At 68.1% G+C, this 20,815-nt stretch carries 19 protein-coding genes; 8 read left to right on the forward strand and 11 right to left on the reverse strand.

The window, feature by feature from the left end; all coding sequences use genetic code 11:
- Positions 1–37: 37 nt before the first annotated feature.
- The 7 genes from ACIQJ5_RS03650 to sdhC all read right to left on the reverse strand — a co-directional run bounded on the left by ACIQJ5_RS03650 (position 38) and on the right by sdhC (position 6,609).
- Positions 38–1,183, reverse strand: a complete 1,146-nt coding sequence (locus tag ACIQJ5_RS03650; protein ID WP_402840985.1) for a YihY/virulence factor BrkB family protein — start codon at positions 1,181–1,183, stop codon at positions 38–40.
- 140 nt (positions 1,184–1,323) lie between these two features.
- Entirely contained in the window at positions 1,324–2,571 is a 1,248-nt protein-coding gene (locus ACIQJ5_RS03655) for a YihY/virulence factor BrkB family protein (RefSeq protein WP_231090359.1), read from the reverse strand.
- Positions 2,568–3,020 (reverse strand): NUDIX domain-containing protein, encoded by a 453-nt coding sequence (locus ACIQJ5_RS03660; RefSeq protein ID WP_231090358.1) that lies wholly within the window; start codon positions 3,018–3,020, stop codon positions 2,568–2,570. The genes ACIQJ5_RS03655 and ACIQJ5_RS03660 overlap by 4 nt, the downstream gene beginning before the upstream one ends.
- Before the next feature lie 121 nt (positions 3,021–3,141).
- Positions 3,142–3,900 (reverse strand): succinate dehydrogenase iron-sulfur subunit, encoded by a 759-nt coding sequence (locus ACIQJ5_RS03665; protein ID WP_231092575.1) that lies wholly within the window; start codon positions 3,898–3,900, stop codon positions 3,142–3,144.
- Positions 3,900–5,702 (reverse strand): succinate dehydrogenase flavoprotein subunit, encoded by a 1,803-nt coding sequence (gene sdhA, locus ACIQJ5_RS03670; protein WP_231092576.1) that lies wholly within the window; start codon positions 5,700–5,702, stop codon positions 3,900–3,902. The genes ACIQJ5_RS03665 and sdhA overlap by 1 nt, the downstream gene beginning before the upstream one ends.
- Before the next feature lie 26 nt (positions 5,703–5,728).
- A complete protein-coding gene (locus tag ACIQJ5_RS03675; RefSeq protein WP_231092577.1) occupies positions 5,729–6,175 on the reverse strand; it encodes a succinate dehydrogenase hydrophobic membrane anchor subunit in 447 nt (148 codons plus the stop codon).
- Positions 6,175–6,609: a succinate dehydrogenase, cytochrome b556 subunit gene (gene sdhC, locus ACIQJ5_RS03680; RefSeq protein ID WP_231092578.1), complete on the reverse strand. Its 435-nt coding sequence runs from the start codon at positions 6,607–6,609 to the stop codon at positions 6,175–6,177. The genes ACIQJ5_RS03675 and sdhC overlap by 1 nt, the downstream gene beginning before the upstream one ends.
- A gap of 215 nt (positions 6,610–6,824) precedes the next feature.
- Here sdhC and ACIQJ5_RS03685 point away from each other — a divergent pair, with 215 nt between their 5' ends.
- The 8 genes from ACIQJ5_RS03685 to ACIQJ5_RS03720 all read left to right on the forward strand — a co-directional run bounded on the left by ACIQJ5_RS03685 (position 6,825) and on the right by ACIQJ5_RS03720 (position 16,662).
- Positions 6,825–7,943 carry a mannose-1-phosphate guanylyltransferase gene (locus ACIQJ5_RS03685; RefSeq protein ID WP_402840996.1) on the forward strand — a complete coding sequence of 373 codons (1,119 nt, stop codon included), beginning with the start codon at positions 6,825–6,827 and terminating at the stop codon, positions 7,941–7,943.
- 206 nt (positions 7,944–8,149) lie between these two features.
- A complete protein-coding gene (locus ACIQJ5_RS03690; protein ID WP_231092580.1) occupies positions 8,150–9,283 on the forward strand; it encodes a BMP family protein in 1,134 nt (377 codons plus the stop codon).
- Between the two features lie 141 nt (positions 9,284–9,424).
- Complete coding sequence (locus ACIQJ5_RS03695) at positions 9,425–10,927, forward strand: ABC transporter ATP-binding protein (RefSeq protein ID WP_231092581.1); 1,503 nt, start codon at positions 9,425–9,427, stop codon at positions 10,925–10,927.
- Positions 10,924–12,312: an ABC transporter permease gene (locus ACIQJ5_RS03700; protein ID WP_231092582.1), complete on the forward strand. Its 1,389-nt coding sequence runs from the start codon at positions 10,924–10,926 to the stop codon at positions 12,310–12,312. The genes ACIQJ5_RS03695 and ACIQJ5_RS03700 overlap by 4 nt, the downstream gene beginning before the upstream one ends.
- Positions 12,309–13,604, forward strand: a complete 1,296-nt coding sequence (locus ACIQJ5_RS03705; protein WP_402841001.1) for an ABC transporter permease — start codon at positions 12,309–12,311, stop codon at positions 13,602–13,604. The genes ACIQJ5_RS03700 and ACIQJ5_RS03705 overlap by 4 nt, the downstream gene beginning before the upstream one ends.
- Before the next feature lie 102 nt (positions 13,605–13,706).
- The gene (locus ACIQJ5_RS03710; RefSeq protein ID WP_231092584.1) at positions 13,707–14,105 is read left to right on the forward strand and encodes a cytidine deaminase; all 399 of its coding nucleotides are present in this window, start codon (positions 13,707–13,709) and stop codon (positions 14,103–14,105) included.
- The gene (locus ACIQJ5_RS03715; protein WP_231092585.1) at positions 14,102–15,394 is read left to right on the forward strand and encodes a thymidine phosphorylase; all 1,293 of its coding nucleotides are present in this window, start codon (positions 14,102–14,104) and stop codon (positions 15,392–15,394) included. The genes ACIQJ5_RS03710 and ACIQJ5_RS03715 overlap by 4 nt, the downstream gene beginning before the upstream one ends.
- Before the next feature lie 152 nt (positions 15,395–15,546).
- Positions 15,547–16,662 carry an adenosine deaminase gene (locus ACIQJ5_RS03720; RefSeq protein WP_231092586.1) on the forward strand — a complete coding sequence of 372 codons (1,116 nt, stop codon included), beginning with the start codon at positions 15,547–15,549 and terminating at the stop codon, positions 16,660–16,662.
- Positions 16,663–16,725: 63 nt separating this feature from the next.
- Here the strand turns inward: ACIQJ5_RS03720 and ACIQJ5_RS03725 are convergent, their stop codons facing one another.
- The 4 genes from ACIQJ5_RS03725 to ACIQJ5_RS03740 all read right to left on the reverse strand — a co-directional run bounded on the left by ACIQJ5_RS03725 (position 16,726) and on the right by ACIQJ5_RS03740 (position 20,810).
- Entirely contained in the window at positions 16,726–17,682 is a 957-nt protein-coding gene (locus ACIQJ5_RS03725; RefSeq protein ID WP_402841007.1) for an SDR family oxidoreductase, read from the reverse strand.
- Entirely contained in the window at positions 17,679–18,635 is a 957-nt protein-coding gene (locus ACIQJ5_RS03730) for a bile acid:sodium symporter family protein (RefSeq protein WP_402841010.1), read from the reverse strand. Before ACIQJ5_RS03730 ends, ACIQJ5_RS03725 begins: the two co-directional genes overlap by 4 nt.
- Positions 18,636–18,668: 33 nt before the next feature.
- Positions 18,669–20,018 (reverse strand): flavin-containing monooxygenase, encoded by a 1,350-nt coding sequence (locus tag ACIQJ5_RS03735; RefSeq protein ID WP_402841013.1) that lies wholly within the window; start codon positions 20,016–20,018, stop codon positions 18,669–18,671.
- Positions 20,019–20,084: 66 nt separating this feature from the next.
- A complete protein-coding gene (locus ACIQJ5_RS03740) occupies positions 20,085–20,810 on the reverse strand; it encodes a TSUP family transporter (protein WP_402841016.1) in 726 nt (241 codons plus the stop codon).
- Between the last annotated feature and the right edge of the window lie 5 nt (positions 20,811–20,815).

Raw genomic sequence — 20,815 nt, forward strand, 5'->3', positions numbered from 1 at the left:
ACAGGCTACCGACCCCCTCGGACATTGCCGGTCGTCGTCAGCGCCGTCCGCGGTGGGCGCGTTGCGCTTCCAGCGTGGCCAGACGCTCGCGCGCTTCATCCAGCTCCTCCCGAGCCCGGGTGACGGTGCGGATGGCACGCCCGCGCGCGGCCCAGGCGGCGTCGCGGCGCGCAAGCCGAGCCTCGCGCAACCTCACCTCTGCGGCTCGCACCATCAGGTCGGCCTCGTCGATGCGCCGCTCGTGCTCGCTGCGCTCGACGATGGGCGTATCGGTCTCATCCGCACGCTCGGTGATCCAGGCCGCCGCCAGCAGCACCACGATCATCGCTATCCGGAACCACAGGAACAGCCCCAGCAGGATGGCGAACGTCGCGATCAGCGGGTTGGCGGGTGGGCGGCCGAGCAGCCATCCGGCGGAGAACTGCAGGATCACGAGTGCCGCGGCGCCCGAGGCAGATGCCGGAAGCACCTGGCGCAGGCCCAGGTCCGTGCCGCTCAGCCAGGTGAACAAGGTGACGAGCACCACGAGGTCGACGAGCAGGGTCACCACGACGGTGGCCGAGCGGCCGAGGAGGGCGACGGCCGGAAGCGACTCTCCCCACCCCAGTGCATCGAACACCCCGCCCAGAGCAGAGGTTCCGATCGCGCTCATGGCACCACCGGTGAGCAGCAGGATGGCGTAGCCGAGCGCCGCAAGCGCATCCCACACCTTGACCATGGCGAAGTGGGCGTCCACGGCGGGAAGGCCGAACATGTCACGGACGGCGCTGCGGAGAAAGGTGACCCATCCCACGGCGGTCCAGGCGAAGACGACGAAGGCGACGACGCCCGTGACCGACCAGACCGGACGCGCACCGGCGGCGAGATCGCGCACCTGCACGTCGGAGACCAGTCCTGGCCCGCCGTCGAAGGAGATGAGCCCCGGCGCGAGGCCGTTCACCAGTCCCAGCAGCGAGTCCACGGCCTGCACGGATGACCCCAGCCAGATCCCCAGCACGGCGACGGCGATATACAGCGCCGAGAAAACGGCGAACACGGCCTGGTCGCTGGTTCCCGATGCCAGCAGCAGGCCGTTGCGGCGATTGAAGCGCGCCCACACCCGCAGCGGGAACGAGTTGGAGAGCGCGCGTGTCAGCGATCGGTTGCGGGCTTCCCCGGCCCCCTGCGTAGTCTCGGCGCTCACCCGTCCAGCCTAGGGGCGCGCCCGCCGTGCGCCTGGTTGCGAACGCATGAGCATGCGCCGAAAGCAGGAGAGATGCACGCTATCCGTCATGATCTCGCCGCATCGTCCTGCGTTCACGACGCGGATGCGGGGGAGCGGGCTTAGTCGGGCGACGACCCGTCGCGCTGGCGCTTCAGCTCACGCTCGCGCAGGAGGGTCTGTTCGATGCGCTGGCGCGCGGTGATGCGCTCGGCGGGCGTCGCCTCCAGCTCCTCCAGCTCGCGTTGACGCAGCTCGAACTTCTCCTCGGCGTGCGCCACGTCCCGACGCGCGGCACGACGCTGCCAGAACCCGGCCTCGACGGCGGCTCCCCGAGCTTCGGCGAGCTCCAGCTGGGCGGCATCCAGCAGCACGAGCGCGTCCTGGATGCGCTGCTCGCGCGCTCCGACGCGCTCGATGACGATGTCGTGGTCATCGGCGGATTCGGCCACCCACGCCGCCGACAGCAGGATCGCCATCATCACGAAGCGGATCCAGAGCAGGAGACCGATCAGCACCGCGAAGGTGACGAGCAGCGGGTTGCTCGGGGTCTTGCCGATCAGGAAGCCGAACGCGAGCTGCAGAACCGCTACCGCGCCGCCACCGAGGAGCGCCCCCGGAAGCACGTGGCGGGTGCTCAGGGAAGTGGCTGTGAGGAAGCGGAAGAGGACGACGAGCGTCACGGTGTTCACGGCGAACAGCACGGCGATCGACACGACCCGGCTCACGAAGGCGAGCCACCCGTCATCCGTCCACTGCAGGAGGGAGAAGAGCCAGCTGAACGCCGAGGTGGTTCCCCAGCCGAGGACCGCTCCGATGAGCAGGAGCACCGCGAACCCGATGGCCGCGAGAAGGTCACGCACCTTCAGCAGGATCGCATTACCGGTCTCGTTGGGCAGGCCGAAGATATCGCGCACGGTGGCGCGGATCGCCCCGATCCATCCGACCGCCGTGAACAGCACGACGAGGAGGGCGACGATACCGGTGATGCCGAGGGTGGTCGCACTCTGCGAGGCGACGTCGTGGACGGCGTCAGGGGAGATGATCCCCCCGTTCTTCTTGATTGCGCCCGGCAAGTACTGGTTGATGACGTCGATCAGACCGTCGATGGCCGCAGCGTTGCTGCCCAGCCATAGTCCCGCGACCGCGAACGCGAGATAGAGCGCGGCGAAGATCGCGAACAGCGCTTGATAACTGACACCGGCTGCAAGCGTCTGTCCGTTGCGCCGGGAGAAGCGCTGGAAGACGCGCACCGGGAACCACTGCATGACCTTCTCAGCCGTCTGCTGCGCCTGCTGCACGACCGCCGCCGGTCCCGACGCCTCCTTTTCGTCCTGCTCCGCCGCCGTGCGGCTGCCGACCTCGCTCATGCCGCCGCCCGGACCGAGAACGCCGCCGCCGCGTCGAGCGCAGCCGGTGCGCCTTCGGGAAAGAGCGGGAAGCTGACCGCGTCGATGTCCGCGATGTCGTGCCAGCGGATCGGGCTGCCCTCATCGAGCACGAACAGCGCCGCATCGTCGGGGATCTCCTCCAGCGCGTGTCCGCGGGCGGCGAAGATGAACGCGATCTCGTGGCCCGGCTGGCCTTCGTAGGAGAAGAGGTTCTCCGTCACGGAGATCAGCTCGACCTCGTCTGGCTCGATCCCGAGCTCCTCAACGAACTCGCGTCGGACGGCCTGCGCGGCGGTCTCGCCGAACTCGACACCGCCTCCGATGGCGCGCAGGAACCGTTGCCCGGTCGCCAGCTCGACACCCTCCAGGGCGAGCACACGCCCCTCTCGAACGGGCAGGCCGACGGCGATGACTCGGATGGCGCTCACCCGTCCACGCTAACCGATCTGCTCCGGGCGGGTGGTGCGGGTTGACGCGAGCGACGAATCGGCGCTAGCGCAGACCAGAGGGGCGCCGTCATCGACGGCGCCCCTCTGGTCTGCGGTGAGTTCAGCGACGGCCGGACAGGACCGCCTGCTTGACCTCGGCGATGGCCTTGGTGACCTCGATGCCACGGGGGCACGCCTCGGTGCAGTTGAAGGTGGTGCGGCAGCGCCACACGCCTTCCTTGTCGTTGAGGATGTCCAGGCGCACGTCAGCGGCGTCATCTCGGGAGTCGAAGATGAAGCGGTGCGCGTTGACGATGGCGGCGGGGCCGAAGTACTGCCCATCCGTCCAGAAGACCGGGCAGGACGACGTGCACGCAGCGCACAGGATGCACTTGGTGGTGTCATCGAAGCGCTCGCGCTCGACGATCGACTGCGTGCGCTCCTTGCCCGGCTCGGCCGCCTTGGCCGGCTGCAGGAAGGGCTGCACCTCGCGGTAGGAGGCGAAGAACGGCTCCATGTCGACGATCAGGTCCTTCTCCAGCGGCAGACCCTTGATCGCCTCGACGTAGATCGGCTTGGAGATGTCCAGGTCCTTGATCAGCGTCTTGCAGGCGAGCCGGTTGCGGCCGTTGATGCGCATGGCGTCCGAACCGCAGATGCCGTGCGCGCAGGAGCGGCGGAACGACAGCGAACCGTCGACCTCCCACTTGATCTTGTGCAGCGCGTCCAGCACGCGGTCGGTGGCGTACAGCTCCACGTCGTAGTCCACCCAGCGCGGCTCGGCGTCCTGCTCCGGGTCGAAACGACGGATGATGAACGTGACCGTGTAGGCCTGCACACCGGAGTCGTTGGTGGGTGCCTCGGCGAGATCAGTCGACATCAGTACTTCCTCTCCATCGGCTGGTAGCGGGTGACGACGACGGGCTTCCAGTCCAGCTTGATGTGGTCGGTGGCGTCATCGGAGTGGGGGTCACCGGTGAGGTAGGCCATCGTGTGCTTCATGTAGTTCTCGTCGTCGCGCTTCGGGAAGTCGTCGCGCATGTGACCGCCACGGCTCTCCTCGCGGTTGCGGGCCGCATACACGACCACCTCGGCGAGATCGAGCAGGAAGCCCAGCTCGATCGCCTCCAGCAGGTCCGTGTTGAAGCGGCGACCCTTGTCGTCGACGTAGATGTTCTTGTAGCGCTCGCGCAGTTCCTCGATGGTACCCAGCACGCTGGTCAGCGACTCCTCGGTGCGGAACACCTGAGCCTTCATGTCCATCTCGTCCTGCAGACGCTTGCGCAGCGTGGCGATGCGCTCCGTGCCCTTGGCGTTGCGGATGCCCTCGACCATGTCGATGACGGCCTGCGCGGGGTTCTCCGGAAGCGGCACGAACTCGGCCGCGTTGGCGTACTTCACGGCGTTGCGACCGGCGCGCTTGCCGAACACGTTGATGTCCAGCAGGGAGTTGGTACCGAGGCGGTTGGAACCGTGCACTGACACGCACGCGCACTCACCGGCGGCGTAGAGTCCCGGAACCACGGTGTTGTTGTCCGCGAGGACCTCGGCGTCGTTGTTGGTGGGGATGCCGCCCATGGCGTAGTGCGCGGTGGGCATCACCGGAACCGGCTCGACCACCGGGTCCACGCCCAAATAGGTGCGCGCGAACTCGGTGATGTCGGGGAGCTTGGTCTCCAGGACCTCGGCGCCCAGGTGCGTGCAGTCCAGCAGCACGTAGTCCTTGTGGGGGCCGGCGCCGCGCCCGTCCAGGACCTCCTGGACCATCGAGCGCGCCACGATGTCGCGCGGTGCGAGGTCCTTGATGGTGGGGGCGTAGCGCTCCATGAAGCGCTCACCGGAGGCGTTGCGGAGGATGGCGCCCTCACCGCGCGCACCCTCGGTGAGGAGGATGCCCAGGCCCGCGAGGCCGGTGGGGTGGAACTGGAAGAACTCCATGTCCTCCAGCGGCAGCTTCTTGCGCCAGATGATGCCGACGCCGTCACCGGTGAGGGTGTGGGCGTTGGAGGTGGTCTTGAACATCTTCCCGAATCCGCCGGTGGCGAAGACGACCGCCTTGGAGTGGAACACGTGGATCTCGCCCGTGGCCAGCTCGTAGGCGACGACGCCCGCGATCTTCGTGTCCGCGCCCTCGCCGACCGTGATGAGGTCGAGAGCGTAGAACTCGTTGAAGAAGTTGATGCCCAGCCGCACGCAGTTCTGGAACAGCGTCTGCAGGATCATGTGACCGGTGCGGTCAGCCGCGTAGCAGGCACGGCGCACCGGCGCCTTGCCGTGATCGCGGGTGTGGCCGCCGAAGCGGCGCTGGTCGATCTTGCCCTCGGGGGTGCGGTTGAAGGGAAGACCCATGTTCTCGAGGTCGATGACCGCGTCGATGGCCTCCTTCGCGAGGATCTCCGCCGCGTCCTGGTCGACGAGGTAGTCACCGCCCTTGACGGTGTCGAAGGTGTGCCATTCCCAGCTGTCCTCTTCGACGTTGCCGAGTGCGGCTGCCATGCCGCCCTGCGCCGCTCCCGTGTGGGAGCGCGTCGGGTAGAGCTTGGAGATGACCGCGGTCTTCGCGCCGGGGCCCGCCTCGATCGCCGCGCGCATGCCGGCGCCGCCGGCACCGACGATGACGACGTCGAACTGGTGGTAGTGCACGCCGTCCTTGACGTACGAGTCTGCTGTCTCAGTAGCCACGCTGTGATGCCTCTCCGGATTCCCGCTCAACTGCACGTCACACCGGCGACCACGTCACCGGCGGTGGCGCCGATGCAGGGGTCGAAGGCGATCACGACGTAGGTGCCGAGGATGATGAGGACCGCCGCGGCGATCCAGATCAGGCTGACGAGCACCGTGCGAACGGTCTTGTGGGTCACGTAGTCGTTGGTGACGGTGGTCATGCCGTTGGCGCCGTGGATCAGAGCGAGCCAGAGCATGAGCCCGTCCCAGACCTGCCAGAAGCCGCCGGCGTACTTGCCCGCCACGAACCCGAACGTGATCTGGTGGATCCCCTCGCCCGTCAGTAGGTTGACGAACAGGTGCCCGAAGATCAGGACGATCAGCAGCACGCCGCTGATGCGCATGTAGAGCCAGCCCCACTTCTGGAGGTTGAAGCCGCCGTTGCGCTTGACGTGCGGCGTGCGCGGCATCGCGAGCATCTCCGCGGTCATCAGTGACCACCTCCCACAGAGCTGAACACGCGCACGAGGTGCGCGGGGGCGAAGCCGGCCATCACCACGACCCAGACCGCGATGACGCCCCAGAAGAGCTGGCGCTGGTACTTGGCGCCCTTCGACCAGAAGTCGACGAGGATGATGCGCAGGCCGTTGAACGCGTGGAAGGCGATCGCCGCGACCAGCACCGTCTCTCCCAGACCCATGACCGGGTTCTTGTACGTGCCGATGACGGCGTCGTACGCCTCCGGCGACACAGTCAGCAATGCCGAGTCCAGCACGTGGACCAGCAGGAAGAAGAAGATCGCGACACCGGTGATGCGGTGCAGAACCCAGGACCACATGCCTTCGTTACCCCGGTACAGGGTGCCGCGCGGCGTCTTCGATGTGGTCTCGGATACCGACGGTGTCAAGCGAGCGCTTGTGGACACGTCGTCCTCCCTGATCGATGAGAAGCGCAGGCGTGAACGGCACGCGGGCGCATCCACATCCTATGCCCGCCGTGCAGAAGGGTCGAGAAAGGACACCCTTACTCTGGGGGTACTGTCGCTCCGCCCGGGCGTGCCGCCGCCGCGGACGCCGGCGAAGTCGCCCGCCTGTGCGAGCCGCCAGGAACGGGCAGAGCGGTGCCGGTACGGTGAGGGGCATGACTGCGCCCTTGGACGACTTCTACGCTGTGATCCCGGCGGGAGGCATCGGCAGCCGCCTGTGGCCGCTGTCCCGCGCCGACGCGCCGAAGTTCCTGCACGATCTGACGGGTTCCGGACATTCCCTGCTGCGCGACACCTGGGACCGTCTGCTGCCCCTGGCCGGACCCGAGCGCATCGCCGTGGTCACCGGGCGGGCGCATCGAGCGGCAGTGGAGGAGCACCTCCCCGACCTGGCGGACATGAACGTGTTCCTGGAGTCCGAGCCCCGGGAGTCATCGGCTGCCATCGGCCTCGCCGCCGCGATCCTGCATCGGCGCAACCCCGACGTGATCATCGGATCCTTCGCCGCCGATCACGTGATCCGCGGGGAGCGGGTGTTCGAGTGGGCGGTGCAGCAGGCGGTCGCCGTCGCGCGCGCGGGCTACATCTGCACGATCGGCATCACCCCGACCGAGCCGTCCGTCGGCTTCGGCTACATCAAACGCGCCGACGACGAGCTCGCGGTGGAGGGCGCTCCCGAGGCGGCGCTGGTCGAGCGCTTCGTCGAGAAGCCGGACCTCGCCACGGCCAAGCAGTATCTGGAGGAGCGCACCTACCTCTGGAACGCGGGGATGTTCATCTCCCGCGCCGATGTGCTTCTCGAGGAGCTGCGCCGGACGAAGCCCGCGTTGCACGCGGGTCTCATCGAGCTGGCGGAGGCATGGGATGACAAGGAGCTGCGCGGTCCCGCGGTCGATCGGATCTGGCCGCGGCTGGAGAAGATCGCCATCGACTACTCGGTCGCCGAGCCCGCCGCCGATGCGGGTCGTCTCGCCGTCATCCCGGGGCACTTCGACTGGGACGACGTCGGCGACTTCGCCAGCCTCGCAAAGCTGCAGAACCGCGGCCGCCCGAGTGATCTGGCCATCATCGGCGCAGAGGCCCGCGTGCTCGCCGACGCCTCCAGCGGCATCGTGGTCAGCCAGACCAAACGCGTGATCTCCCTCATCGGCGTGCGCGACATCGTGGTGGTCGACACTCCGGACGCGCTGCTGGTCACCACCAGCGAGCACGCCCAGCGCGTGAAGGGTGTCGTAGACGCGTTGAAGCTCACGGGCCGCGGCGACGTTCTGTAGTCGCGCACGCTTCCGCGTGATCATCTGCGCAGGTCAGCGCGCAGAATCGCGGGCGAAAATCCGGCTTCGTGCTCATATGAGCACGACGTTGAGGATCTGTTGCATCTCGATAACCATTGGATCTGCACCCGTCGAAGCGCGCATGTTTCCGGGTAGTTTTCGATTGCTCCCGTGAAGTCCGCGGGGCCTATCCCGTGGAGGCCTGAGTGACCATCTCAACCACCAAGAAGATCGTGGGCGTCGCAGCAGCAGCCGGCCTGCTCTTCGCGCTCGCCGGCTGTGGTGCCGCACCCGAAGACACCACGTCGACGTCGGGCGCAGGCGCCACCGGCGGTGCCGAGAAGCCCGCTGACAGCAACTTCAAGCCCTGCATCGTCTCCGACGACGGCGGATGGAACGACAAGTCGTTCAACCAGTCCGCCAAGGAGGGCCTCGACAAGATCGCCGCCGAGCTCGGCGTCAAGACGGTCGAGCTGCAGTCCGACGGCGACAGCGACTACGCGCCCAACCTGGAGCAGCTGGTCAGCCAGAACTGCACCTACATCGTGACCGTCGGCTTCAAGCTGGCCGCCGCCACGGTGGACTCGGCCAAGGCCAACCCCGACATCAACTACGCGATCATCGACGATTCCGCCGATGTCGACCAGGACGGCAAGACCGACGCGCCGAACATCAAGCCGCTGCTGTTCGACACCGTGCAGGCTGCCTACCTCGGCGGTTACGCCGCTGCCGCGTGGTCTGACGCCAGCGGCGTCAACAAGGTCGGCACCTTCGGTGGCATCCCGATCCCGCCGGTCACCATCTTCATGGACGGCTTCGTCGACGGTGTGAAGAAGTTCAACGAGGACAACAGCAAGAACGTCGAGGCCATCGGCTGGGACGTCGCTGCGCAGAACGGTCAGATGACGGGTGGCTTCGCAGCCAACGACACCGCCAAGCAGACCGCTCAGTCGCTGCTGGACCAGGGTGCTGACGTGCTGCTGCCCGTCGGTGGCCCGATCTACCAGTCGGCTGCCGCCGCCATGGCAGAGGGCGACGTCATGCTCGGCGTCGACTCCGACGTGGCCGTGTCCGACCCCTCGGTCGCCGACAAGGTGCTCGTCTCGATCATGAAGCGCATCGACGAGGCCGTGTACACCTCGGTCAAGGAAGCCGCTGCTGGCAACGTGGACGTGACCCCGTACCTGGGCACGCTCGCCAACGACGGTGTCGGCCTCTCCAGCTTCCACGACTTCGAGTCGAAGCTGCCCGCCGGTCTCACCGACAAGCTGGATGCCCTGAAGAAGGACATCATCGACGGCAAGATCACGGTCACCTCGGTCTCCTCGCCGAAGGCCTGACCCACTCCCGGATGCGGCCGGGCGGAATCCTCCGCCCGGCCGCATCTGCTGTCATCACCCCGGATCGAGCACCAGCGGCGCGCACATCGCGGCCTGTTGACGCTCTGTCCTCTGAACACGTGTCCTCGATAAGGTGCACCCATGAAGCTTGAGCTCCGCGGAATCACGAAGCGGTTCGGCAACCTCGTCGCCAACGACCACATCTCCCTGACTGTCCAGCCCGGTGAGATCCACGCGCTGCTCGGGGAGAACGGCGCCGGAAAGTCCACCCTGATGAACGTCCTGTACGGCCTCTACCAGGCCGACGAGGGCGAGATCCTGCTGGATGACGTCGTCCAGAACTTCGCCGGCCCCGGCGACGCGATGTCCGCCGGCATCGGCATGGTGCACCAGCACTTCATGCTGATCCCGGTCTTCACCGTGGCCGAGAACGTGATGCTCGGCCACGAGCAGACCCATGGTCCCGGCATCCTCGACATCGACGCCGCCCGCGAGCACGTGCGCACCGTGGCGGCGCGCTTCGGGTTCGAGATCGACCCCGACGCGATCGTGGAGGACCTTCCGGTCGGCGTCCAGCAGCGCGTCGAGATCATCAAGGCTCTGGCACGCGATGCCCGCGTGCTGGTGTTCGATGAGCCCACCGCCGTGCTCACCCCGCAGGAGACCGATGAGCTGATGGCCATCATGCGTCAGCTGCGCGAAGAGGGCACCGCCATCGTCTTCATCACCCACAAGCTGCGCGAGGTGCGCGAGGTGGCCGATCGGATCACCATCATCCGCCTCGGACGCGTCGTGGGGGAGGCTTCGCCCACCGCGAGCAACACCGAGCTGGCGTCCCTCATGGTGGGCCGTGCGGTCGAGCTCACGGTGCACAAGAACGCACCCGACATCCGCCCGGGTGGCCTGGTCGTCAGCGACCTGAGCGTCCAGCTGCCGTCGGGTCAGCTCGCCGTGGATCACATCAGCTTCGAGGTGCGCCCCGGTGAGGTGCTCGCCATCGCCGGTGTGCAGGGCAACGGGCAGACGGAGCTGGTCGAAGCGCTCGTCGGCATGCAGAACCGGGTCACCGGTTCCGCCCGGCTGGGGGATGTCGAGCTGGTGGGCAAGAACGTGCGAGCGGTGCTCGACGCCGGTGTCGGCTTCGTGCCCGAGGACCGCAACGAGGACGGCCTGGTCGGCTCGTTCTCGGTGGCGGAGAACCTCATCCTCGATCGTTCCTCCGATGCGCAGTTCGCGGTCGCGGGCACGATCCGCCGCGGTGCGCTCGACACCTTCGCGCGTGACCGCATCGCGGAGTACGACATCCGGACGCAGGGCCCGCAGACCCCGGCGGCTGCGCTCTCGGGCGGCAACCAGCAGAAGGTGGTGATCGCCCGCGAGCTGAGCCGCGACCTGACGCTCTTCATCGCGTCCCAGCCCACGCGCGGCGTCGATGTCGGCTCGATCGAGTTCATCCACAAGCGCGTCGTCGAGACGCGCGATTCGGGCGTGCCCGTCATCGTCGTCTCCACGGAGCTCGACGAGGTCACCGCGCTCGCCGACAAGATCGCGGTGATGTACCGCGGACAGATCATGGGCATCGTCCCCGCGGACACCCCGCGCGACGTGCTCGGCCTCCTGATGGCGGGAGAGAAGGCAGCATGAACGAGAAGAACAGCGGATCGGACGACCCGCTCGCGGCAGCAGGACCAACGGCTGCTGCCGAGGCGGTCGCGGCCGAGAAGACCATCACCACCGAGGTGGCCAGCACCGCCGGAGCGCTCGCCGCCCAGGGCGAGCCGAGTCGCAACATCCAGAACATCCCGGTTCCCCGCGGCAACGCGGTGATGCGGGAGATCCTCCGCGGCAGTGTCGTCACGACGCTGTTCGCGATCCTCGCGGCCTTCATCATCGGCGGCATCCTCATCGCCGCCACCGACCCCGCCGTGCAGAAGGCGTCCGGCTACTTCTTCAGCCGCCCGATGGACACCATCTCCGCCATCTGGCACGCGGTGTCCAACGGCTACTGGGCCCTCTTCCGCGGCTCCATCTTCGATCCCGAAGCGGCGAACTTCGTGCGGATGATCCGCCCGCTGACGAACACGCTCGGCTTCGCGGTGCCGCTCATCCTCGCCGGTCTCGGTGTCGGCCTCGCCTTCCGTGTGGGCCTGTTCAACATCGGTGCTCAGGGGCAGATGCTCATCGCGGGCGTGTTCGCCGGCTTCCTGTCGTTCCAGATGTCGATGCCGATGTGGCTGCACATCCCGTTCACCATCCTGGTCGCCGCCCTCGGTGGCGCGGCATGGGCCGGAATCGCGGGCTTCCTCAAGGCGCGCACGGGTGCGCACGAGGTGATCCTCACGATCATGCTGAACTGGATCGCCCTCAACCTCGTCGGCTTCCTGGTGCGCACTCCCGGGCTGCAGAAGCCCGGATCGAACCAGTCGCAGTCGGTTGCGACGCCCGAGACCGCACAGCTGCCGGCACTGGCCGGCCCGCAGTTCCCGGGACTGAATCTCGGCCTCATCGTGGTGATCATCCTCACGGTGGTGGTCTGGTGGCTGATGGAGCGCTCCAGCCTCGGCTTCCGCATGCGCGCCGTGGGCGAGAACCCCCACGCAGCCCGTGCCGCGGGCATCAGCGTCGACCGGATGTACATCTACGCGATGATGTTCGCCGGAGCCCTCGCCGGCATCGCCGGTGCGTACCAGGTGACCGCCGTCACCACCTCCGGCTTCGACAACCGCTTCGATGCGGGCGTCGGCTTCGACGCGATCACCGTGGCGCTGCTCGGACGCAGCCGCGCCGGCGGCGTGTTCGCGGCCGGTCTGCTCTTCGGCGCTCTCAAGGCCGGATCCTTCGCGATGAGTGGCCAGGGCATCCCGTCCGAGATCGTCGTGGTGGTCCAGTCGATCATCGTTCTCTTCATCGCGGCACCGCCGCTGGTGCGGACGATCTTCTTCCTCCCCAAGAGCGACGCGGAGATCGCGGCGAAGCTCAAGGCCAAGGCAGCCAAGAAGGCGGCCAAGACGAAGGCGGTGGCGGCATGACCGTGACTGACATCCAGACTCCCGCCCCGGCGACGGCGGACATCAAACCGCCGCTGAAGCTGAAGGTGCCGGTGTCGCTGACCGTCGCGTTCGCGCTGCTCGGCCTGCTGCTGCTGCTCGCGCCCCGCCACGGGGACGCCATCTTCAACCTGGACCCGAACTCGTCCCAGAAGATTCCGGTCGTGCTCGGGGATCTGCCCGTGCCCGCCGACGTGACCATCGCGCTCTGCATGGTGGTGCTCGCTCTCCTCACCGCCTGGACCTGGTTCGCCACGGCGACCCGGCGCAAGGCGGGGGCCTGGGCACCGGTGATCTTCGGCGCGCTGGCCGTGTTCGTCTTCGTGACGTGGGCCGCGGCCGGCGCCAGCGGCAAGGTCCCGGTCGTGGGCCTGCTCTCGGGTGCGCTCTCTCTCGCCGTGCCGCTCGTGTTCGGCGCGCTCGGCGGCATCATCGGCGAGCGCGTCGGTGTGGTCAACGTGGCGATCGAGGCGCAGTTCCTCCTCGGAGCGTTCATGGCCGCGATCACGTCGTCCATCACGCACAACCCGTACGTCGGACTGATCGGCGCGATGATCGGCGGCATGCTCGTTGCCTTCGTGCTGGCGGCGTTCGCGATCAAGTACCTGGTGGAGCAGGTGATCATCGGTGTCGTGCTCAACGGCCTCGTGCTCGGTCTCACGAGCTTCCTGTACCAGATCGTGCTGGTGCCGAACGCTCCCGCTCTGAACACCCCCGCGCAGTTCGGCAACCTGAAGATCCCACTGCTCGGAGACATCCCCGTGATCGGCCCGGTGCTGTTCAACCAGCCGTTCATCGTGTACCTGATGTACATCGTGGTGCCGCTGGTGGCATTCAGCCTGTACCGCACCCGCTGGGGTCTGCGCGTTCGTGCCGTGGGCGAGTACCCGCGCGCTGCCGACACCGTGGGTATCAACGTGAACCGTGTGCGCTTCACCAACGTCGTGCTCGCCGGCGCGATCGCCGGTGTGGGCGGTGCGTACTTCACGCTCGCCTCGGTGCCGCTGTTCACGCAGAACATGACCAACGGCCTCGGCTTCATCGCCCTCGCCGCGGTCATCTTCGGCCGCTGGGACCCGATGCGCGCGACCTTTGCCGCGCTGCTGTTCGGCTTCGCGCAGAACCTGCAGAACACCTTCAGCGCCCTGCAGTCGCCGGTGCCGAAGGAGTTCCTGCTCATGCTGCCGTACGTCGTCACCCTGATCGCCGTGGCCGGCTTCGTCGGCCGCATCAAGGGTCCGGCGGCGTCGGGCAAGCCCTACATCAAGGGCTGACACATTTCATAGCGCGCGAATGGGCCCAATTCGACCCGGATTGGGCCCATTCGCGCACAACGGAGATCGTCGACGCGGCCACGAGCCGCAGGAGAGGAAGACATGGACATCGCCTGGGACGAGCTGCGAACGGCGGCCGTGGAAGCCATGCAGAAGGCCTACGTGCCGTACTCGAGATTCAAGGTGGGCGCTGCTGCACTCGTCACCGACGGACGCATCGTGTCGGGCTGCAACGTGGAGAACGCCTCGTACGGTGTGACCCTCTGCGCTGAATGCGGCCTGGTGTCGGCGCTGCACATGTCCGGGGGCGGCCAGCTGGTGGCCTTCGTCTGTGTGGACGGTGAGGGGCGCACGCTGATGCCGTGCGGTCGCTGCCGGCAGCTGCTGTTCGAGCACGCGGTGCCGGGCATGCTGCTGGAGACCGTCTCCGGCATCCGCACCATCGACGAGGTCCTGCCGGACGCGTTCGGTCCCCGCAACCTCGAGGAGGCGGCACGATGACCCTGGAGCCGTTCGCCGCCGTCGACGTCATCGCCGCCAAGCGCGATCGTCACCCCGTCGCCGAGGACGCCCTCCGATGGATGATTGACGCCTACACGCGCGGCTACGTGTCGGATGCGCAGATGTCGGCGTTCGCGATGGCGATCTTCCTCAACGGCATGAGCCGCGACGAGATCCGCGTGATGACCGAGGCCATGATCGCCTCCGGGGAGCGGATGAGCTTCGACGGGCTCGGCAAGACGACGGTGGACAAGCACTCCACCGGCGGCGTCGGAGACAAGATCACGCTTCCGCTCGCGCCGCTGGTCGCCGCATTCGGCGTCGCGGTGCCGCAGCTGTCCGGTCGCGGTCTCGGGCACACCGGTGGGACGCTCGACAAGCTCGAATCGATCCCGGGGTGGCGTGCGGCGCTGTCGAACGAGGAGATCTTCGCGCAGCTGCGAGGCGATGCCGGAGCGGTCATCTGCGCCGCCGGCACCGGGCTCGCCCCCGCCGACAAGAAGCTGTACGCCCTGCGTGATGTCACCGGCACCGTTCAGGCCATTCCGCTGATCGCCTCGTCGATCATGTCGAAGAAGATCGCCGAGGGCACCAGCGCGCTGGTGCTGGACGTGAAGTTCGGCTCGGGTGCCTTCATGCAGGACATCGACCGTGCCCGCGAACTGGCCGAGACCATGGTCGCGCTGGGAACGGACTCCGGCGTCTCGACCACGGCCCTGCTCACCGACATGAACGTGCCGCTCGGACTCGCGATCGGTAACGCGAACGAGGTGCGCGAATCGGTGGAGGTGCTCGCCGGCGGCGGCCCGGCCGATGTCGTGGAGCTCACCCTCGCGCTGGCACGCGAGATGCTGGCACTGGCCGGGCAGCCCGATGCGGATGTCGAGGCGGCTCTCGCCGATGGGCGCGCGATGGACCACTGGCGCAGCATGATCATCGCGCAGGGCGGCGATCCGGATGCTGCGCTTCCCGTGGCCCGCGAGACGCACACCGTGACCGCGCCGCGTGACGGATTCGTCACGCGGCTGGAGGCCCTTCCCTTCGGCGTGGGGGCATGGCGACTGGGCGCTGGTCGCGCTCGCGCCGAGGACGCCGTCGTTCATGCGGCCGGCATCGATCTGCACGTGAAGCCCGGCGACGCCGTGCGTGCGGGAGATCCGGTCTTCACCCTCTCTGCGGAGGACGAGGCCCGCTTCGCCGGTGCTCTCGCCTCGGTGGAGGGCGCGTGGGAGATCGGCGACACCGCACCCGAGCGCACGCCGATCGTGCGCGAGCGCATCACCGCGTGAGTTCCTGCTGCCGTGGACGCGACCGAGTCGGGTCCACGGCGGCGCTTCGTCCACTCGGCGGCGCGCCCGCGATGACACACGCGCTCGTATCCCGCGGCCTCACCGCGTAGTCTGCGAGTGCCTCTCTTTCGCCACGTCCCTCCGGAGGAAACATGTCCATCGACGCCCACGGCGATGTCCGCATCGACGGTGTCTCGCTGCGCAGCCTGCCCAAGGTCTCGCTCCACGATCACCTGGATGGCGCCGTCCGCCCCGAGACGGTGGTGGAACTGGCGGCGGAGGCCGGTATCGAACTGCCGGCCGCCGACGCCGACGGTCTCGTGGCGTGGATGCTGCAGCGCACGCAATCCGGATCTCTGGAGGAGTACCTCACGGCGTTCGAGCCGGTGCTGGCCGTGCTGCAGACCCGGGAGGCGCTGACCCGGGTGGCGCGGGAGTACGTGGAGGACCTTGTTGCGGACGGCGTGGTGTACGGCGAGGTCCGCTGGGCACCGGAACTGCACATCGCGGGCGGCCTGTCGATGGCGGAAGCCGTGGACGCGGTACAGGACGGCTTGGAGCAGGGCGAGGACGACGCCGACGACAACGACGCGGAGATCCGCGTTTCCCAGATCCTGTCGGCGATCCGTGGGGGCGCGTACGTGCGTGAGGTCGCCGAGCTGGCTGTCGCGTCGCGCGACGCCGGCGTGGTCGCATTCGACATCGCGGGTGCCGAAGACGGCAACCCGGCATCGGAGTACGCCGATGTCTTCACCTATCTGGCGAACGAGTTCCTCCCGGTGACGGTGCACGCGGGCGAGGGCGCCGGAGTGGACTCGATCCGTTCGGCGCTGATCGACGGGCGTGCCCTCCGTCTCGGGCACGGCACGCGCATCGCCGAGGACCTCAGCATCGTGGGCCGCGCCGACGACGAGGTGCGCGTGCAGTTCGGCGACGTCGCTCGCTGGGTGCGCGACCGGGAGATCCCGCTCGAGCTGTCGCCGTCCTCCAACCTGCAGACCGGCGCCATTGAGGCGTGGGGCGACCAGATCGCCGACCACCCCTTCGATCTGCTGTTCCAGCTCGGCTTCGCGGTCACCGTGAACGCCGACAATCGCACCATGAGCCGCACCTCGCTCACCCGGGAGCTGGCGCTGCTGGCCGAAGCGTTCGGCTACGGGCTGGAGGACATCGAGTCGTTCCAGCTCAATGCCGCCGCTGCCGCGTTCCTGTCGGTGGAGGAACGCGAGGAGCTGATCGAGCTCATCGGCGAGGGCTTCGCCCGCTGAGTCGAGGTGCCGGGCGGCCACTTCGCAGGGTGGCTGCTCGGCTCGGGGCACCCGGCCCCGGGGTCACTCGTTCGCGAGGCCGGGATGCGTGGCGAGGTAGGCGTCGAAGGCCTCCGCAGATGTCTTCGACGGCGTGTAGCCGAAGTCCTGTTTCAGCGCGTCGTTCGCGAGCACAGGGCGGTACCGGAGGAAGCGGACCTGTTCCGGACCCCAGGGCACCAGCTTCAGCGCCCGGCCGATCCGCAGGCCGGCCGCGAGGGCCGGGGCGGGAATGGTGAGCAGCGGCTTGCCGAGACGCCGCGCCAGTTCGGGCACGGTGAGGGCGCCGTCGCCGGCGACGTTGTAGATGCCCGCGGGTCCGTCGGTGGCCGCCCGGGCCATCGCCGCCGCGACGTCGTCGACCCACACGAAAACGAAGGGGGAGTCGGCGCCGGCGATGCGCAGGATGCGCTTGCCATCCCACATCGCCGTGATCTGGTTGCGAACGGTGGGTCCGAGGATCGTGCCGATGCGGAAAACCACCTGCTCCAGCTCCGGGTGATCCCTCCGCGCGTCCGCAAGCATCTCCTCGACCAGCCGCTTGTGGCGTGAGTAGCTGAACTCGTCGTTGCCGCGCACCGGGTCGCTCTCGCGCAGCCAGGGCGGATTGTCGGCGTGATACCCGTATGCGGCACCGGAGCTGGAAACGACGAGGCGGCGCACACCGGCGCACACGCAGGCCTCCAGCACGTTGCGGGAGCCGTCGACGTCCACCCGGTACTCGACGGCGACATCTCCGCCGGGATTGACGATCGCCGCCAGGTGGACCACCACGTCGATGCGGTGCTCGCGCAGGAGGGGTCCGAGGGCGTGCGGGTCGGTAACGTCGCAGACCGCTTCGATGACCCCGTGCCGTGCCGTGCGCCCGGCGATATCCGCGGACACCACGACGGAGACGTCATCCCGTTCCTGCAGAGCCGTCACCACGTGGGAGCCGAGGAACCCGCTTCCCCCGGTGACGAGAACGCGCCTCCCCGTCATCCTTCCCGCCCGCCGATGCTGCGGCCGGATGCGTCTCCCCGCGACGACCCCGTGCGAACGCGAGTGCGCCAGGCCCAGAGCGATGACACGATGAGGCCGGCGATGATGTCCCAGATGCCCCACCAGCCGGCCACGATCGCCATTCCGCCGAGGCCGCCGAAGAACGTGAACACGAGCCCGAGCCCGAGTCCCGCATTGCGGATGCCCACCTCGAATGTCATCGCCTTGCGCTCGCGCGTGCCGAGTCCGCCCAGTACGGCGGTGCCGTAGCCGAGCCCGAGCGCCACGGCGTCGTGCACCGTCACGACGATCACCAGCAGTCCGAGCACGGAGACGAAGATCGCCCAGTTGCCCACGAGCGCCACCGCGATGAACGCGACGAGAGCGATGAGGCTGAACCAGTGCACGATCGGGTGCGCCCGCCGGGCGAATCCGGGAAGCTTGGCCCGCAGCAGCAGACCGAGGCCGAACGGCAGCCCGACGATGAGGAGGACCTCCAGCAGCATCTGCCCGGGGTTCAGCGTGACGGCCTCGAGGATGTCGCGCGTACGCGGGTTCAGTGAGCCCCAGAAGGCGATCGAGAGCGGCATCGCGAAGATGTACAGCACGTTGCCGACGGCGGTCATCGACACGGACAGGGCCACGTTGCCGCCGGAGCGATGCGTCAGCACCTGGGAGATGTTGCCCGGTGGGCAGCAGGCCACCAGGATCATGCCGAGCGCCATGGAGTCGGTCACCGGGAGCACGAAGGTGAGGCCGAAGGTCACCAGCGGCAGCAGCAGGAGCTGCGCCAGGATCGCGATGATGAACGGCTTCGGGTGCGTGAGGACCACCCGGAAATCGCTCGGGGCGGTGTCGAGGGCGATGCCGAGCATGATGAGGCTCAGCACCACGTTGAGGGCGAGCAGCGAGCCGGGCGCGACCTGGATCGCGTCGATGACATCAGGATTCATGTGGGACCTGGCCTCGGCGACGGGAGCGGGGGTTCATCGCGCCAGCGCCTTCGGCCGGCGACGGCGTCTTTTCACGGTGCCCGGCGCATCCGCCACCACGAGCGAGCCGAGCGCATCGCGCACGGCGGCGCGGTAGGCGTCCTTGTTCACGTAGTACGACATGCGATCCAGCCCCAGGTACCGGTAACCGCCCGTGGTGTCCGGCCATCGGTCTTCCGTCACGCGACGGCGGAACTCGGCGGCCCGTGACGGATGCAGCTGCGCAGCGCGCAGGTAGGCGGCGATGAGCTCCGCCTGCTCGTAGCGCCCCTGCCAGCCGATGCCGGATGCCTCGATCATTCCCATCACGTACAGGCCGGAGAAGTCGGGCGGGAAGATGTTCAGGAACAGATCGGGGGAGGCGCCGCGCCAGTGCAGTGCCTCCCGCTCGACGAAGGGGTAGTCCAGCGTGTATCCCGTTGCCAGCAGCACGAGGTCGTAGTCGTCCGACGAGCCGTCGCGGAAGTGCACCGTGCTGCCGTCGAAGCGGTCGATGTCGGGACGGATGCGGAGATCCCCCTGACCGAGGTGGTTCAGGATCAACGTGTTGACGATGGGGTGCGACTCGTAGATCTTGTAGTCCGGCTTCGGGAAACCGAACCGGACCGGGTCGCCGGTGAAGGCCTGCAGCACCCGCTTGTCGATGAACTGCTTCACGGGAGCCGGGAGCGGGCGTCCCTGGTTGAGCGTGTCCGACGGGCGCCCGAACAGGTAGCGGGGTACGAAGTAGTACCCCCGGCGCACGCTCATGTCGACGGCCGCGGCGTGGTGGACCGCGTCCACGGCGATGTCGCACCCGGAGTTCCCCGCCCCGATGATCAGCACCCGCTTGCCGTCGAGCTGCGTCGCGCTCTTGTAGCGACTCGTGTGCATCAGCTCGCCGGTGAACTCGCCGGCGAACGTCGGGACGTTCGGGTGGGCAAGGGTGCCGTTGGCGAGGATCACCCCGGCGTGGCGTCGCTCCACCGTGCCCTCCGGTCCCTCCGACACCACCAGCCAGTCGGTGGTGTCCTTGCGCACCGACACCACCGTCGTGTCAAAGTGGAACGACCCGGTGAGGCCGAACGTGTCCGCGTAGTCGCGGAAGTACTGCCGCATCACGCGGTGCCCGGGGTAGTCCGCGGTGTCGGGCAGCGGGAACTCGCGGAACTGCGTCGTGGTGCGCGAGGAGATCAGGTGTGCCGACTCGTACATCGTCGATCGGGGATTGTCGATGTCCCAGAGGCCGCCCACACCGGAGGAGGACTCGTAGCCCTCGAACGGGAGGCCGCCGGCCTGGAGGGCCCGTGCCGCGGCCAGACCGCTGGGGCCGGCGCCGATGATGGCATACGTGGATCGTTCCACGGGTACTCCGTACGTCTTCGTTGCGGATGCGACCGGGGTGGTCAGTTTCGGGTGTGACGCGCTCGCTCAGCCGGCGAGGGCGACGATGCCCCGCACGAACACGACGATCGTGCCGAGCCAGGCGAAGCCGAGCATACCCTGTCGCGCGATCGGCGCAGGGACGAATCGCACCAGCAGCGACCCCACCACGATTCCGGTCGCCGTGGCCACGCCACCCCACACCAGATCGCTCGCTGGGGCCGGCGGCAGACCGCGAGACAGCACGGCGAGCAGACTCAGTCCCACGAACACCGCCTGCACACTCGCGGCGAAGGAGCGCTGCTCCCACTCGGTGGCGACGGCATATGCCCCCAGCACCGGACCGGACATCCCGCTCGCGACGTGCAGTGCTCCGGCCGAGGCCCCCGCGGTGAGCGTGCCGGATCGGCCGTGATACAGACGGGAGAAGCCCGGGATGCGGCTGGCGGTGAGGGCGAAAGCGGCGAGCGCGGCGATGAGCAGCAGCATCGCGGGCTCCGGCAGCAGCCGGACCGCCCACGCCGCCAGCGGCGCGACGACTGCGGCGGGCAGGAGCAGCCACAGCACCCGGCGCCACACGATCTGCTTCCACACGAGCGGGAGAGCGGCGAGGGAGGCGATGAGGGCGAGGAAGACGCTCATCGCCGTGCCCGTGTACGCCCCGTATAGCAGGATCACCGGTGCCGTGAGAACCAGCACGAAACCGAGTCCGGTGATCCGCTGGATGACGCCGGCGACGAGGGCGGCGCAGGCGAGCAGGAGCGGGGTCAGCACGCCCG

Origin of the sequence: Microbacterium sp. GXS0129, from assembly GCF_044769785.1 — a bacterium.
GTDB lineage: Bacteria > Actinomycetota > Actinomycetes > Actinomycetales > Microbacteriaceae > Microbacterium > Microbacterium nymphoidis.

Excerpts from the sequence above, each read along its gene's own strand:
- ACIQJ5_RS03725 (WP_402841007.1), bottom strand. The coding sequence starts at position 17,682 with ATGACGGGGAGGCGCGTTCTCGTCACCGGGGGAAGCGGGTTCCTCGGC.
- ACIQJ5_RS03710 (WP_231092584.1), top strand. The coding sequence starts at position 13,707 with ATGGACATCGCCTGGGACGAGCTGCGAACGGCGGCCGTGGAAGCCATG.
- ACIQJ5_RS03665 (WP_231092575.1), bottom strand. The coding sequence starts at position 3,900 with ATGTCGACTGATCTCGCCGAGGCACCCACCAACGACTCCGGTGTGCAG.
- ACIQJ5_RS03675 (WP_231092577.1), bottom strand. The coding sequence starts at position 6,175 with ATGACCGCGGAGATGCTCGCGATGCCGCGCACGCCGCACGTCAAGCGC.
- ACIQJ5_RS03685 (WP_402840996.1), top strand. The coding sequence starts at position 6,825 with ATGACTGCGCCCTTGGACGACTTCTACGCTGTGATCCCGGCGGGAGGC.
- ACIQJ5_RS03655 (WP_231090359.1), bottom strand. The coding sequence starts at position 2,571 with ATGAGCGAGGTCGGCAGCCGCACGGCGGCGGAGCAGGACGAAAAGGAG.
- ACIQJ5_RS03695 (WP_231092581.1), top strand. The coding sequence starts at position 9,425 with ATGAAGCTTGAGCTCCGCGGAATCACGAAGCGGTTCGGCAACCTCGTC.
- ACIQJ5_RS03715 (WP_231092585.1), top strand. The coding sequence starts at position 14,102 with ATGACCCTGGAGCCGTTCGCCGCCGTCGACGTCATCGCCGCCAAGCGC.
- ACIQJ5_RS03730 (WP_402841010.1), bottom strand. The coding sequence starts at position 18,635 with ATGAATCCTGATGTCATCGACGCGATCCAGGTCGCGCCCGGCTCGCTG.
- ACIQJ5_RS03720 (WP_231092586.1), top strand. The coding sequence starts at position 15,547 with ATGTCCATCGACGCCCACGGCGATGTCCGCATCGACGGTGTCTCGCTG.
- ACIQJ5_RS03705 (WP_402841001.1), top strand. The coding sequence starts at position 12,309 with ATGACCGTGACTGACATCCAGACTCCCGCCCCGGCGACGGCGGACATC.
- ACIQJ5_RS03700 (WP_231092582.1), top strand. The coding sequence starts at position 10,924 with ATGAACGAGAAGAACAGCGGATCGGACGACCCGCTCGCGGCAGCAGGA.